Below are 14,373 nucleotides of genomic sequence, written 5' to 3'. Positions count from 1 at the left end.
GAAGAATACGTCCAGAGCATTCAGCCCGCGCAAGCTGCGTTGGCGCCGCCTGTCGGAATTTTTCCCTTATCAAGGAGCCTGCCGTGCCCATCATTGAATCCATTGACGTATGCGCCGCCGCGGTGCCGTTGGACAAAGTCACTTCCTTCTCGAACCGCACCGTCTCCACGCGGCACTATGGCCTGGTCAAGGTGCGTTCCAGCGACGGCGTGGAAGGCATCGGTTTTTGCTACGTGGGCAGCGCCGGTGGCGCCATCTTCGAGGCGGCGGTGCAAAGCCTGCTGGGGCCCGTGCTGCTGGGCAAGGACTCGCATGCCGTGGAAGGCCTGTGGCAGGCCATGTACCAGGAGGCGCTGCTGCAAGGCCGCCAGGGCACCGTGATGCGCGCGTTGAGCGCACTGGACATCGCGCTGTGGGACCTGAACGCCAAGACGGCCGGCCTGCCGCTGCACAAGTTCCTGGGCGCCGTCGAACTGGAAACCGTACCCGCCTATGCCAGCGGCGGCTACTACCTGGACGGCAAGACGCCGCAGCATCTGGGCGAAGAAATGGCCAGCTATGTGGACAAGGGCTTCAAGGCGGTCAAGATGAAGACCGGCCGCTTGTCGCCGCGCGAAGAAGAAGCGCGCTTGAAGGCGGCACGCGAGGCAGTAGGCCCGGACGTCGAACTGATGATGGACTGCAATAACGCCTGGCAGGACGTGACTCAGGCCATGCAGTACATCCGCCGCTTCGAGCAGTACGAGCCCTATTTCATCGAAGAACCGTTCAGCCCGGACGATATCGACAGCCATGCCAAGCTGGCGCGCTTGACGCATCTGCCGATCGCCACCGCCGAAATCGGCTATGGCCGCTGGTATCACAAGGAGCTCTTGGACAAGGGGGCGGCAGGCATCCTGCAGACGGACGCGGCGGTGTGCGGCGGCATCACTGAATGGAAGCGTATTGCGGCGACTGCCGCCAGCTATGGCGTGGTTGTTTGCCCGCACTGGTTCCACGACGTGCACGCGCCGCTGGTCGCAGCCACGCCTAACGCCCGCTACGTGGAATTCTTCTGGGACGACCAGGTGCTGAACTTCCGCAAGCTGGTCGATCGCCAACTGACCCATAAGCAAGGACGCGTGGTGTTGCACCAGGAGCCCGGCTTGGGCTTCGGCTTCGACGAACGCATGGTCGAACGGTTCGGCAAGTGGACCCGCGTCGGCCGCTGAGGTCGCATTACCCGCAGGCAGTGCTTCCCTAAAACCAGTCGCCGGCCTACGGGACCGGCGCGAGGAGACAAGAATGCAACGCAGGCAATTCATGACCGGCGCCGCGGCGCTGGGGGTGGGGCTAGTCCTGCCCGCCGCGGCCCGGGCGCAACAGCCGGACTTGCCGTCCGGCCCCGTGAAAATCGTGGTGGGCTTTCCGGCAGGCGGCGGCACTGACGTGCTGGCCCGCTTGCTGGGGCAGAAGCTGGGTGTGATGTGGAACATCCCCGTCATCGTGGAGAACCGCGCGGGCGCGGCGGGCATCATCGCCGCCGAGCAGGTGGCGCGCCAACCCAACGACGGCAACACCCTCTTGATGGCGCATGTGAACAGCCACGGCATCGCGCCGGGCCTGCAGCCCAAGCTGGCCTATTCGGTGGACCGCGACTTCTCGCCCATCGCGCTGGTGGGCAAGACGCCCACCATCCTGATCGGCGGCGCGTCGCAGCCGGCCAAGACCTTGCCCGACCTGGTCAAGCTGTGCCGCGCACAGCCCGGCAAGATCGTGTTTGGTTCCGCCGGCGCCGGTTCTGCGCAGCACCTGGCGCTGGAGATCTTCAAGGCGCGTGCCGGCATCGACGTGCTGCACGTGCCGTACAAGGGCTCCGCGCCGCTCATGAATGACCTGATGGGCGGCCATGTGCAGTACTGCTTTGAAGGCATGACGACCGCGACGCCGCTGCTGCAGTCGGGCAAGGTGATCGCGCTGGCGCAGACCCTGCAGCAGCGTTCGAAAAGCCAGCCGGACGTGCCGACGGTAGCCGAACAGGGTTATCCGGGGTTCGAGGCCAGCATCTGGTTCGGCATGGTGGGGCCGGGCAAGATGCCTGAGGGCATGGTCCAGCGTATGAACCGCGACATCGACCGTGTGTTGGCCATGGCGGACGTGCAGGAAAAGTTGGCGCAGGTGGGGGCGGAAGACGGCGGCGGCAGCGTCCAGCGTTTTGCCGACTTCATGACGCAAGAGCAACAGAAATACGCCAAGACGATCAAGGATGCGAAGATCGTCGTCGAAAGCTGACGCGGCAACGGGCCCGCGACGTGGCGGCTCAGCGCGCGTCCGGGTCCACCCAGCCCGCCATCGCCGAGATCGAACGGGCTTTTTCCCGCAAGAGGCGCGCGGTGCCGGACTCCAGTTCATCATCGATCGCGCCCACCGGACCCATCAGGGTAATGGCCGCGGTCATCTCGCCCAGCATGTCGAAGATGGGCGCCGACAGCGACGTGAAGTGCGGCAGCAGCGCGTGGCGGCAACGGCTGATGTGATGCTTCTGCACTTCGTCGCGGATCGCCTGCACGTCTTTCATCGTGTAGGAATTGCCCGGCGTGCCGCCATGGCTTTCCGGGACTGACGAAGCCAGTTCCTGCGTCAGCAGGTCGCGTGTCAGGGCATCCGGCAGATGGGCCAGGAAATTGCGCCCCAGCGCGGACGACAGCAGCGGCATCACGCTGCCCACGCGCAGTTCCAGCAACGGACGGCTGCGGCTGCCTTCGACGCGATAGACGATCGTCGGCCCCTTATTGCCCCATACCCCCAGGAACACGGTGTGCCCGGTGACGGCGGCCACTTCGGCCATGATGGGCCGTGCCGTGGTGAACACGTCGAACTGCTCCAGGGCTGCCAGGCCCAGCCGCAAGGCATAGGGCCCCAGGCCGTAGTGGCCGGTGTCGGCATGCTGCTGCACCACGCCCACCTTCTGGAAGCTGACCAGGTAGTAGTGCACGTTGGGCACGGTCAACTCACAGGCGTCGGCGATTTCCTTCAAGGGCATGGGACGGCCGGTCTTGCGGATCACGTCCAGGATCCGGAACCCCACTTCGATCGATTGGATGCCCCTGCGCGCAGCGGTCGGCGCCTGTTCCGCGTTCTTTTCAACCTTGCCGGCGGGCCTTGCCATCACTGCCTCCACTGTGTCTTTGGCGGCAGTGTAGCAGCGGCCCCGCCGCGCTTCGGACGATGGCGGGGACAGGTTTTCCGGGTTTCCCCCAGCTAGGTGCGGCCTGGATTCAAGTTTGATAATAGTTAATGCGTACAGCAGTATCAATTAAAAACGATCGGGGAATGCAAGCATGGAAGCCAATGTCGCAATGCCGCGGATAGACGCCGCGCCGACGCTCAGCCGGAAAGAGGAACGCCAGGTGGTGGTGGCCTCAACCTTGGGCACGTTGTTCGAGTGGTACGACTTTTTCATCTACGGGACGCTGGCCGTCTTCATGAGCCAGGTGCTGTTCCCGCAGGACAACCCCACCGTGGCGCTGCTTGCCGCCTTGGGCGCGCTGGCGGTGGGCTTCATCATCCGCCCGCTGGGCGCGGTGATGTTCGGCTATCTGGGCGACAAGTGGGGCCGCAAGTACACCTTCCTGATCACCGTGGTGATGATGGGCGGCGCCACCGTGCTGATCGGCTGCCTGCCCACGTATGAATCGGCAGGCCACCTGTCGTGGATCCTGCTGCTGACGCTGCGCGTCGTGCAGGGTCTGGCGGTGGGTGGGGAATACGGCGGCGCCGTCATCTACGTGGCCGAGCACTGCGAACCCCGGCGCCGCGGCCTGTTGACGGGCTGGATCCAGATCACCTCGTCGGCCGGCCTGATCCTGTCGCTGGTCGTCATCCTGTGCACGCAGGCCGCCATGAGCGCCGAGGACTTCCGCCAATGGGGCTGGCGCCTGCCGTTCATCCTGTCGATCGTGATGCTGGCCATTTCGATCTATGTGCGTGCCAAGCTGCATGAATCGCCGGTCTTCACGCGGATGAAGCAGCAGAACCGCCTGTCCAAGAACCCCATCAAGGAAACGTTCGGCCAATGGTCCAGCCTGCGGCTGGTGCTGCTGGCGCTGATCGGCGTGACCGCCGGGCAGGGCGCGACCTATTTCACGGGGCAGTTCTACGTGATGATCTTCCTGCAGCAGGCGGTGCAGATCGACCAGACCAGCGTCTACACGCTGATCCTGATCGGCTTCATCATCGGCGCGCCGACCTTCGTGTTGTTCGGCTGGCTGTCCGACCGCATCGGCCGCAAGTGGATCATGATGGCGGGCCTGTTCATCGCCGCCATCGGCTACCACTCCATGTTCGACGTGCTGCTGAAAGCTGGCAACCCGGCGCTGGCGCAGGCCATGCAAAGCACGCCGGTGCGGGTGCACGCCGACACCAGCGGCGGCGCTTGCGACTTCGGCCTGCAGGCTGCGATGATCGGCAGCCACGCCGACCACAAGAAGGTGTGCGTGCAGGCCAAGAAATTCCTGGTGGGCAAGGGCATCAACTTCGAATACGCCGCCCCGCTGCCGGGGCAGGACATCGCCATGAGCGTGGGCGGCGTCACCGTCAATGGCTTCGACCGCGCTGGCTACGCGCGTGCGCTGACGGCCGCCGGCTACCCGGACCGCGCCGATCCCGCACGCGTGGACCGCACCACCATCATCCTGATTCTGGTGCTGATGACGGCGGTGGTCGCCATGGTCTATGGACCGGTCGCGTCCTATCTGGTCGAACTGTTCCCGGCCCGCATCCGCTACACCGCGCTATCCTTCCCGTATCACATCGGCGCCGGCATCTTCGGCGGGATCGTGCCGTTCACTGCGACGTACCTGGCGCAGGCAAGCGGCAATATCTTCGGCGGTTTGATGTATCCGGTGGTCGTGATGGTGGTGGTGGGCATCATCGGCAGCCTGTTCCTGCCGAACACCCGCGCCCAGGCCATCGACGAAGACCCCATCCACTAGAAAAGCGAGGAGAGACATGTCCGTGCAATCCAGTTTCAAGGCTGCCGTCATCCAGGCGGCGTCCATCCCGACCGACAGCCTGGCCTGCGCCAACAAGGCGGCCTCCCTGATCCGCCAGGCGGCAGAGCAGGGGGCGCGCGTGCTGGTGTTCCCCGAAGCCTTCCTGGGCGGCTACCCAAAGGGCAATTCCTTCGGCGCGCCCATCGGCATGCGCAAGCCCGAAGGCCGCGATGCCTTCGCCAGCTATCACCAGCAAGCCATCCGCCTGGACGGCGAGGAAGTTGCGGTGGTGGCCCAGGCCGCGGCCGACACCGACACCTTCGTCGTGATGGGCTGCATCGAGGCCGACGGCGGCACGCTGTACTGCACCGTGCTGTATTTCAATGGCCAGGAAGGCCTTGCCGGCAAGCACCGCAAACTGATGCCGACCGCGGGCGAGCGGCTGATCTGGGGCTTTGGCGACGGCTCGACGATGCCCGTCTTCGATACGCCCTACGGCAAGATCGGCGCCGTCATCTGCTGGGAAAACTACATGCCGATGCTGCGCATGTACATGTACAGCCAGGGCGTCGCCCTGTATTGCGCGCCGACGGCGGACGACCGCGACAGCTGGATCCCCAGCATGCGCCACATTGCGCTGGAAGGCCGCTGCTATGTGCTGACCGCCTGCCAGCACTTGCGCCGCGACGCGTATCCGGAAGACTTCGAGTGCGCGCTGGGGGACAGCCCGGACACCGTGCTGATGCGCGGCGGCAGCGCCATCATCGATCCCTTGGGCGAGGTGTTGGCGGGCCCGGACTTTTCCGCCGAAACGATCCTGTACGCCGACATCAACCCCAATCAGATCCTGCGCGGCAAGTACGACTTCGACGTGTCCGGCCACTACGCGCGGCCGGACGTGTTCCAGCTGCACGTCGACACCCGCGAGAAGCGGGCGGTATCCGCCATCAGCGCGACTGGCCCGCAGGAGCCCTGAGCCATGCATTTCGATTTCAGCGCCTTGCCATCGCAGACGGTCTACAAGCTGTTGACCTCGACCGTCACTCCGCGTCCGATCGCGTGGGTCACCACAATATCGGACGAGGGCTGCGTCAACGCGGCGCCGTTCAGCTTCTTCAACGTCATGGGCCACCAGCCGCCCACGGTGGCCATCGGCCTGATGCGCCGAGCCAATGGCGAGCTCAAGGACACCAGCGCCAACATCATCGAGAACGGCGAATTCGTGGTGAACCTGGTGGCCGAGTCGATGATGCAGCAGATGAACCAGACCTGCGCGGACTACCCGCCCGGTGTGGACGAGCTGGCCAAGGCGGGGCTGACGGCGTTGCCGGCCGCGCATGTGCGGCCGCCGCTGATCCAGGGCAGCCCCGTATCGTTGGAATGCGTCAGCCAGGCGACGATCGTGACCGGGCCGCACCAGGTCGTCGTCATTGGCCGGGTGCTGGGCGTGCACGTGGATGACGCCTTTGTGGAGGATGCCGAGCGCGGGTACGTGAAGACCACCGAGATGGGCCTGGTTGCCCGCATGCACGGCAGCGGTTGGTATGCCCGCAGTACGGACCTGTTCCAGCTGGCGCGGCCTACTGTCGCAGACTGATGGTCCAGGCGGCCGTGATGGCCGCCTTTTTTTTGCCCGCGGCGGCCTCGGGCCGGTTTTGCAAACGCGGGAGCTTCTGTCAAAAAGTTCTCCATTTCCCCCGATGCCCGCCAAATTCCGGCTGCTAGCATTTGCCGGACCGTTGCGGGAATCCTCGATTCCGACTTCTCCGGCGGCATTTTTTCGACACAACGAACACCAATATTTTGGGGGCGGATCATCCAGGGGCTTGCGGGCGTCTGGCTTGCAGGGGTTTCGGCAGCTGGCCGGCGCCCGGCAACTGCCGAAACCCGCATCCGAGCGCCTGGCTGGATGCTGGAGGCAGTATGAAGAATATGAAGCTTGGAACCCGCCTTGCGGGGGGCTTTTCCGTTTTGCTGGCCATGATCATCCTCATGTGCGTCGTGGGGCTGGTCAGCTTGGCTAACATCAATGAATCGGTCGAAACCGTCACGCAACGTTCGCTGATCAAGGAACGCCTGATCAACGATTGGGCCCGCAATATCCAGACCGGGGTCACCCGGACCACCGCCATCGCCAAAAGCGCCGATGCCAGCCTGGCCGGCTTCTTCACCGAAGAGGCCGCCACCTCCACCCGCAATTCCTCGGCGCTGCAGCAGCAGATCGAACCGCTGATCGAAACCAGCGACGAAAAGCTGCTGTGGGACGGCATCCGCAAATCCCGCGGCGAATACCTGCGCACGCGCGACGCCATCTTCAAGGCCAAGCAGGACGGCGACGTGGAGGCCGCCAACAAGGTCTTCACGCAGGAATTCCTGCCGGCCACACGCCAGTTCATCGATCAGATCACCAAGCTGTCGAACCTGCAGCGCGCCGAGATCGACGCGAGCGCGGCGGATATCCAAGGCGCCCACCGCAGCGCCAATTTCTGGATGATCGCAATCGGTTCCATCGCGGTTGTCAGCGGTTTGCTGCTGGCCATCCTGCTGACCCGCGGCATCACGCGGCCCTTGTCCGCCGCCGTGCGCGTGGCGCGCACCGTCGCGGGCAATGACCTGACCAGCGTGATTACCGTGAAGTCGCGCGATGAGATCGGCCAATTGATGCAAGCGCTGGAGTCCATGAACGCCAATCTGGCCGGCACCATTGCAAGCATCCGTACCGGCGTGGACAGCATGGCGTCCGCCTCGGGCGAAATCGCGGCCGGCAATACCGACCTGTCTTCCCGCACCGAGCAGCAGGCTGCCTCGCTGGAAGAGACCGCGGCGTCCATGGAGCAGCTGTCTTCCACCGTGAAGCAGAACGCTGACAGCGCACGCCAGGCGAACCAGTTGGCCGCCGCCGCGTCCGACACGGCATCTCGCGGCGGGGCCACCGTGTCCGAAGTGGTCAGCACGATGAACGCGATCTCGGCGAGCTCGGTCAAGATCGCCGACATCGTTTCGGTCATCGACGGCATCGCCTTCCAGACCAACATCCTGGCGCTGAACGCGGCGGTGGAAGCGGCGCGGGCGGGCGAACAGGGTAAGGGCTTCGCCGTGGTTGCCGCCGAGGTCCGCACCCTGGCGCAGCGCAGCGCCCAGGCCGCCAAGGAAATCAAGACGCTGATTGAAGATACCGTGCAGAAGATCAGCCAGGGTTCGGTCAGCGCCGAGCGTGCGGGCTCGACGATGCAGGAAATCGTCAGTTCGGTGCAGCGCGTAACCGACATCATGGGTGAAATCGCCGCGGCGTCCGCCGAACAGGCCGACGGCATCGAACAGGTCAACCGGGCCGTGTCGCAGATGGATGAAGTCACGCAGCAGAACGCCGCGCTGGTGGAAGAGGCTGCCGCGGCGGCAGGCTCGATGCAGGATCAGGCAGCCGAGCTGACGCGGGCAGTCAGCGCGTTCAAGCTGCCGGGGGCGGGGCAGGCGGGCGGAGGCGAGGCGCAGGCGGTGCGGCTGGCGGCGCCTGTCCGGCAGATTGCGGCGTATTGATGCGGGTAAAGCTTCGGGCGGGGTTTCCCGCCTGATCTTTCACTAGAGACACACAGAAAAACACAAAGAAAAAAGCCCCTGATTTCTCAGGGGCTTCGTTCTTGAATACTGGCGGAGAGGGTGGGATTCGAACCCACGGTACGGGGATACCGTACGCCTGATTTCGAGTCAGGTACATTCGACCACTCTGCCACCTCTCCGTGGCTGGGTTCCAAAACGGCGTTGCCTCTAAGAGACTTCACGGAAAGATCCCTGGTCGGAAGGATCTTCGTTGTTGGAGCAGCGAAGCCCGCAATTCTACAGGATTTTTTTTGCTTGTGTAAAGGGGGCGCGAAAAAATCTTTACAGGGGCTTATCCCGGGCTTCCGGCGGCGCTGATCTTTGCCCAGAATCGGGTCCATGGATCTAATCCTCATCCTCCTGCTTGCCGCTGTCCTGTGCGTGCCCATCACCCAGCGGCTGGGGTTGGGCGCCATCCCGGGCTACCTGATCGCGGGCGTGCTGATCGGGCCGTCATGCCTGAAGCTCGTGACCAATGTGGACACCATGATCAGCGTGTCCCAATGGGGCGTGGTGATGATGCTGTTCATCATCGGGCTGGAGCTGTCGCCCAAGCGGCTGTGGGCCATGCGCAGCGAGGTCTTCGTGTTGGGGTCGCTGCAGATGCTGGCCTGCGGCCTGCTGCTGGGGCTGGTGTTCGGGGCGGCGCTGCGGCATCTGGCGGGCATGGAGTGGCAAGCGGCGGTGCTGTGCGGGCTGTCGCTGGCGTTGTCGTCCACGGCGGTGGCGCTGCGGTTGCTGGACGAGCGCACGCTGACGCGTACGCCGTTGGGCCGGTCGGCGCTGGGCGTCCTGCTGTTCCAGGACATGGCGGCGATTCCGATGCTGGTGGCAGCCGGGCTGCTGGGCTCGGACGGCACGTCGGCGCCGTCTTTCAAGGAAGCGCTGATTGCCGTGACGGTCGTGGCGGTGGCCTACCGGCTGCGGCTGCTGGGCTGGGCCGCGAAAGCGCAGTTGAACGAGCTGTTCACGGCGGCGGCGCTGTTGATGGTGGTGGGCGCGGCGCAGTTGTTCGACTATGCGGGATTGTCGGCAGGCCTGGGCGGCTTCCTCGTCGGGGTGCTGATGGCGGAATCGCGCTACCGGCACGATCTGGAAAAAGCGATCGACCCCTTCAAGGGCCTGCTGCTGGGCCTGTTCTTCCTGGCCATCGGCATGTCCATCAACCTTGGGGTGGTGGAGGTCCACTGGAAACTCATCCTGGCGGGCGTGGCGGCCTTGCTGGCGGTCAAAGCGCTGGTCCTGTATGGATTCGCGCGCTTTCTGGGGTTGCCGCGCTACCACCGGCTGCTGTTCGCCATGGTGCTGGCGCAGGGCGGGGAGTTCAGCTTCGCCATCTTCAACGAAGCCTGGGACAACCATCTGATGAACCTGGAGCAGCGCGACGTGCTGTCGGTGGTGGTGGCGGTATCGATGGGCGTGGTGCCGGTGCTGATCAAGCTGCTGGAACGCGTGCCCGAGAACCGGGGCGGCATGGCCGATCTGCCGACTGCCGAGCCCGTCGCGGCCAACGCTGACGACGCGTCGCCGCCCACCGAACCCCGGGACAAGCCGCCGTCCGCTTGACCCCGCGCACTGTGGGGACATGGCATGATCGCCGTCACGCGAGGCAGCTACACTTGAACCCCGCTTTCGCATCCCGCACACCGCCAGATCACAGGAGAATGCTCATGCTCAAAGGAAAAGTCGCCCTTGTCACCGGTTCCACCAGCGGCATCGGCCTGGGTATCGCCACCGCCTTCGCCCAGCAGGGCGCCGATATCGTCCTGAATGGTTTCGGCGACGCGGCCGAGATCGAAAAGGTGCGCGCCGGCCTGGCCGACAAGCATGGCGTGAAGGTGATCTACGACGGCGCCGACCTGTCCAAGGGCGACGCCGTGCGCGGCCTGGTCGAGAGCGCGGTGCGCCAGTTGGGCCGCATCGATATCCTGGTCAACAACGCCGGCATCCAGCACACCGCGCTGATCGAGGACTTCCCGGCTGAAAAGTGGGATGCCATCCTTGCGCTCAACCTGTCGGCCGTGTTCCATGGCACCGCCGCCGCTTTGCCGTACATGAAGAAGCAGGGCTTTGGCCGCATCATCAACATCGCGTCGGCGCACGGCCTGGTAGCTTCGGCCAACAAGTCGGCCTATGTGGCCGCCAAGCACGGCGTGGTGGGCTTCACCAAGGTCACGGCGCTGGAAACCGCCGGCCAGGGCATTACGGCCAACTCCATCTGCCCGGGTTGGGTCCGCACCCCGCTGGTGGAAAAGCAGATCACCGCGCTGGCTGAGAAGAATGGCGTCGACCAGGAAACCGCTGCGCGTGAATTGCTGAGCGAAAAGCAGCCGTCGCTGCAATTCGTGACGCCGGAACAACTGGGCGGCACCGCCGTGTTCCTGGCCTCGGACGCCGCGGCCCAAATCACTGGAACGTCCGTCTCCGTCGATGGCGGCTGGACGGCGCGTTAATCAAGTAAAGGAATCCCCGAATGTTGTTTCTGCTTTCCCCCGCCAAGAAGCTGGACTACGACTCGCCGCTGCACATCGAGACGCATACCCAGCCGCTGTTCGTGGACCAGGCCGCCGGCCTGATCAAGGTCTTGAAGACCAAGTCCGCGGACGATATTTCCGAACTGATGAGCCTGAGCCCGGCGCTGTCCGAGCTGAACGCGCAGCGCTACGCCCACTGGAAGCGCACCTTCACGCAGACCAACTCGCGCCAGGCCGTGCTGGCCTTCAATGGCGACGTGTACGAAGGGCTGGACGCGTCGACCCTGTCGGCCAAGCAGCTGGAATGGGCGCAAGAACACGTGGCCATCCTTAGCGGCCTGTACGGCGTGCTGCGCCCGCTGGACCTGATGCAGCCGTACCGCCTGGAAATGGGCACGCGGCTGGAGACGCCCAAGGGCAAGAACCTGTACGAGTACTGGGGTTCGACTATTGCCGCCTACCTGAACGAACGCCAGGAAGGCAAGAAGTCGCCGGTGATCGTCAACCTGGCGTCCGAAGAGTATTTCAAGTCGGTCGACCTGAAGACGCTGAAGGCTCGCGTGGTGCAGTGCGTGTTCCAGGACTGGAAGAACGGCGCCTGGAAGATCATCAGCTTCCACGCCAAGCGCGCACGCGGCCTGATGGCCCGTTACGCGATCCAGCACAAGGTCACCAAGCCCGAAGGCCTGCAAGGCTTCGACCTGGAAGGGTACGCGTACGACGCGTCGGCATCGTCGGAAGACAAGCTGGTGTTCCGCCGCAAGCTGTAAGGGGCGATTGCCGTATGGGGAGGCCGGACGCGCTTGTGATGGCGCGCGGGTTTATCGACCGTAGGATGGGTGAAGCGCGAGAGGGCGTAGGCAAGAACTCGTTTGTCGATCGCGCGGAACCCATCAAGCGGCGGTGAATCCTTAACGGCTTCAGCCACAACGCAACCGTTGCTTGATGGGTTCCGCGCGTTTGGATATCAGGTTCTTGCGGGCATTCTCCCGCGCTTCACCCATCCTACGACCCTGACGTTAAGCGCCCGTGTTCAGGACGCCGCCGCCGCCACCGGCGGCGCGTGCGTCGGGTCGGCCAAGGCCTGCAGTTCTTGCCGGATCATGTGGGACGCCTTCAGCATCTGCTTGACGGGGTAGGCCAGCGCGGCCTGTTCGCCTTCGGTGTCGAACTGCGTGGGCAGGTTCGCGGCGATCTCGGGGCGGCGTTCATCCAGCAGGTCGACCATGCCGTTCATGGCCAGTTGCACCGCTTCGGGCGTCTTCGGCAAGGCCGCCAGAATGGGGATCGCCGCGGTGATCTGCGAGGCCAGCACGTGGTTCTGGATCAGCAGGTTGTTCAGTTCCGGCACGCTGACCTGGTGCGATTTCGGCTCGCTCATCATGCGATAGAAGGCTTCGGCGAAATTGCTGAACGCGATGTGCACGTTCTTGCGCGCCAGGCGCCAGGCCAGGTCGGCATCGATCACCGCCGGCTTGTCGGCCGCGGCGTCGCCGACCGGTGCGCCATGCGCCTGCATGGCGTCGGCGTAGCGCAGGCCGGCGATCAGGTATTCGCGGTTGGCGCGCGTGGCGGCGGCAGCCAGAGGCTTCAGGTAGCGGGCCTCCCACCACGGCAGGATGTAGCTGCACACCAGCGCCAGCGCGCAGCCCAGCAGCGTGTCGAGGGCGCGTTCGCCGATCACGGACATGGACACGGTGCCCGGCGACACGAAGTGGAACACCAGCACCACGAAGAGCGTGTTGAAGATGGCGCTGGCCATGTAGTTCAGCTGCACCAGGCTGTTGCCCATGACGCAGGCGCCCAGCAGCACGGCGAAAAGTATCTCTGGCCGGTCGGTGACGTTGAACAGCAGCAGTGCGCAGATGCAGCCGATCAGCGTGCCGCCCAGCCGCCAGCCGTTGCGCTGCCGCGTCAGCGCAAAACCCGGTTTCATGATGATGACGATGGTCAGCATGATCCAGTAGTTGTGCGCCGAAAACGCCGGCGACAGCCAGCGGCTGGCCAGCGTCATGGCGATGGCCGCCGCCGCCGTCACGCGCAGCGCATAGCGGAAATGCGGCGAATCCAGCCGCAGGTTGCTGGTCAAGAGACCGAAGCGGAATTCCTGGCGCGAGATGAATCGGGTCAGCGACTTGTTGATGCGCAGCACGTCGGTGGGCTTGGCATCCGGCGAAGCCGCGGTGTGATCGGCCAGCCGGTCGACGATGCGGGCGGAATTGCGCAGCCGGCGCAGCACCTGGATGATCAGCGCCAGCATCTCGGGTTCGCGCTCGCCCAGGCCCTGTTGCTTCAACTGTTCGATCTCGTATTCGATGGCGCGCAATTCGGCGCGGGCGCTGCTGCGGTACTGCACCTGGCGGCCGCGCGACACGTCCAGCGCGATGCGGTTCAGCTCCAGCGACATCTTCACCAGCGCGTCCCGCATGAACATCAGGCAGTCGTTGCCGGCCAGCGTGCGGCGCAGCGCCGCGTAGTCGGTGTGCGTGGCCACCAGCGTGTCCAGCAACTGCAGCATGTCGACGAACATGTTCCAGATCATCACCCGCTGGCGGTCGCCCAGGCCTTTGCCGCGGGGCAGGGCGCGCAAGACCATGTCGCGGGCGGCCTGATGCTTTTCCGTCATGACGGACTGGCGCTGGATCAGCGTTCGGTAGGCCTCGTCCAGGTCGGCGGTCGCATCGTAGAAGGCGGCGCGGGCCGCCACGTAGTCGCCGGTGGCGAACAGCGCCACAGACATGGCCTGCTGTTCCTCGCGCAGCCAGAACAGGCGCGAAAAGCCCAGGCTGAACACCACGTAGAACAGGGCGCCGCCCAGGGTGGCGGCGGCATGCGCCAGGACCTCGTGCGGCTCCAGCGGCGAATGCATGGTCAAGGTCATCAGGAGCAGGCCGGCAAAGCCGATCAGCCCGCCGCGCTTGCCGAACACGGTGAACATCGAATAGACGAAGCACTGGGCAATGACGACCAGCCAGATCAGCACCGGGTGCGTGGACGCCAGCCCGGTGATGATGACGGTCAACGTGCCCAGCGCGGCCCCGCCCAGCATCTCGTTCGTGCGATGGCGCTGCGGCCCGCCCGGCTGGTCGATGATGGCCAGGCACTGCGCACCGAAAGTCGCGACCAGCCCCGTGGTGTAGTTGCCGAAGATGCCGCCCAGCACCAGCACGGGCAACAGCATGCCGACCCCCTGGCGCACCCCTCCGAAGAAGTAGTGGCTATAGAGGAAGCGGCGGATGCTGGCAATGCGCAAATCCATGGGAAGGCGGCGGGCTGTGGGCGACCGGATAAGTATAGAGACGTCGTCTGGATTTTTGGGGTCAGATCGT

The 14,373-nt window shown here is 64.8% G+C and carries 11 protein-coding genes and 1 tRNA gene; 9 read left to right on the top strand and 3 right to left on the bottom strand.

Features of this window, described 5'->3' with window-relative positions:
- Positions 1–83: 83 nt before the first annotated feature.
- Entirely contained in the window at positions 84–1,211 is a 1,128-nt protein-coding gene (locus AC27VE_RS00620; RefSeq protein ID WP_315132962.1) for a mandelate racemase/muconate lactonizing enzyme family protein, read from the top strand.
- A 73-nt stretch (positions 1,212–1,284) separates the two neighbouring features.
- A complete protein-coding gene (locus AC27VE_RS00615; protein WP_427959657.1) occupies positions 1,285–2,271 on the top strand; it encodes a Bug family tripartite tricarboxylate transporter substrate binding protein in 987 nt (328 codons plus the stop codon).
- A 28-nt stretch (positions 2,272–2,299) separates the two neighbouring features.
- On the opposite strand, the gene AC27VE_RS00610 is transcribed toward AC27VE_RS00615, so the two are convergent.
- Positions 2,300–3,148 (bottom strand): IclR family transcriptional regulator, encoded by an 849-nt coding sequence (locus AC27VE_RS00610; protein WP_488702817.1) that lies wholly within the window; start codon positions 3,146–3,148, stop codon positions 2,300–2,302.
- A gap of 172 nt (positions 3,149–3,320) precedes the next feature.
- On the opposite strand from AC27VE_RS00610, the gene AC27VE_RS00605 reads away from it, so the two are divergent.
- The 4 genes from AC27VE_RS00605 to AC27VE_RS00590 all read left to right on the top strand — a co-directional run bounded on the left by AC27VE_RS00605 (position 3,321) and on the right by AC27VE_RS00590 (position 8,510).
- Positions 3,321–4,973 (top strand): MFS transporter, encoded by a 1,653-nt coding sequence (locus AC27VE_RS00605; RefSeq protein WP_488702816.1) that lies wholly within the window; start codon positions 3,321–3,323, stop codon positions 4,971–4,973.
- A gap of 16 nt (positions 4,974–4,989) precedes the next feature.
- The gene (locus tag AC27VE_RS00600) at positions 4,990–5,949 is read left to right on the top strand and encodes a carbon-nitrogen hydrolase family protein (protein WP_488702815.1); all 960 of its coding nucleotides are present in this window, start codon (positions 4,990–4,992) and stop codon (positions 5,947–5,949) included.
- 3 nt (positions 5,950–5,952) lie between these two features.
- Positions 5,953–6,570 (top strand): flavin reductase family protein, encoded by a 618-nt coding sequence (locus tag AC27VE_RS00595; RefSeq protein ID WP_488702814.1) that lies wholly within the window; start codon positions 5,953–5,955, stop codon positions 6,568–6,570.
- 326 nt (positions 6,571–6,896) lie between these two features.
- Positions 6,897–8,510 carry a methyl-accepting chemotaxis protein gene (locus AC27VE_RS00590; protein WP_488702813.1) on the top strand — a complete coding sequence of 538 codons (1,614 nt, stop codon included), beginning with the start codon at positions 6,897–6,899 and terminating at the stop codon, positions 8,508–8,510.
- 109 nt (positions 8,511–8,619) lie between these two features.
- On the opposite strand, the gene AC27VE_RS00585 is transcribed toward AC27VE_RS00590, so the two are convergent.
- Positions 8,620–8,710: transfer RNA gene (locus AC27VE_RS00585), tRNA-Ser, on the bottom strand.
- Positions 8,711–8,909: 199 nt separating this feature from the next.
- Between AC27VE_RS00585 and AC27VE_RS00580 the strand changes: the two genes are divergently transcribed.
- The 3 genes from AC27VE_RS00580 to yaaA all read left to right on the top strand — a co-directional run bounded on the left by AC27VE_RS00580 (position 8,910) and on the right by yaaA (position 11,814).
- Positions 8,910–10,136, top strand: coding sequence for a cation:proton antiporter domain-containing protein (locus tag AC27VE_RS00580; protein ID WP_424625422.1), 1,227 nt, complete (start codon positions 8,910–8,912; stop codon positions 10,134–10,136).
- A gap of 104 nt (positions 10,137–10,240) precedes the next feature.
- The gene (locus tag AC27VE_RS00575; protein ID WP_006223605.1) at positions 10,241–11,023 is read left to right on the top strand and encodes a 3-hydroxybutyrate dehydrogenase; all 783 of its coding nucleotides are present in this window, start codon (positions 10,241–10,243) and stop codon (positions 11,021–11,023) included.
- A 20-nt stretch (positions 11,024–11,043) separates the two neighbouring features.
- Positions 11,044–11,814, top strand: coding sequence for a peroxide stress protein YaaA (gene yaaA / locus AC27VE_RS00570; RefSeq protein ID WP_088587809.1), 771 nt, complete (start codon positions 11,044–11,046; stop codon positions 11,812–11,814).
- A gap of 263 nt (positions 11,815–12,077) precedes the next feature.
- Here the strand turns inward: yaaA and AC27VE_RS00565 are convergent, their stop codons facing one another.
- Positions 12,078–14,303, bottom strand: a complete 2,226-nt coding sequence (locus tag AC27VE_RS00565; RefSeq protein ID WP_006223607.1) for an FUSC family protein — start codon at positions 14,301–14,303, stop codon at positions 12,078–12,080.
- Between the last annotated feature and the right edge of the window lie 70 nt (positions 14,304–14,373).

It is taken from the genome of Achromobacter sp. 18P8.1.1 (genome assembly GCF_057799415.1).
Note: the sequence above shows the minus strand (reverse complement) of the source record. Positions and strands in the feature narration are given on the sequence as shown.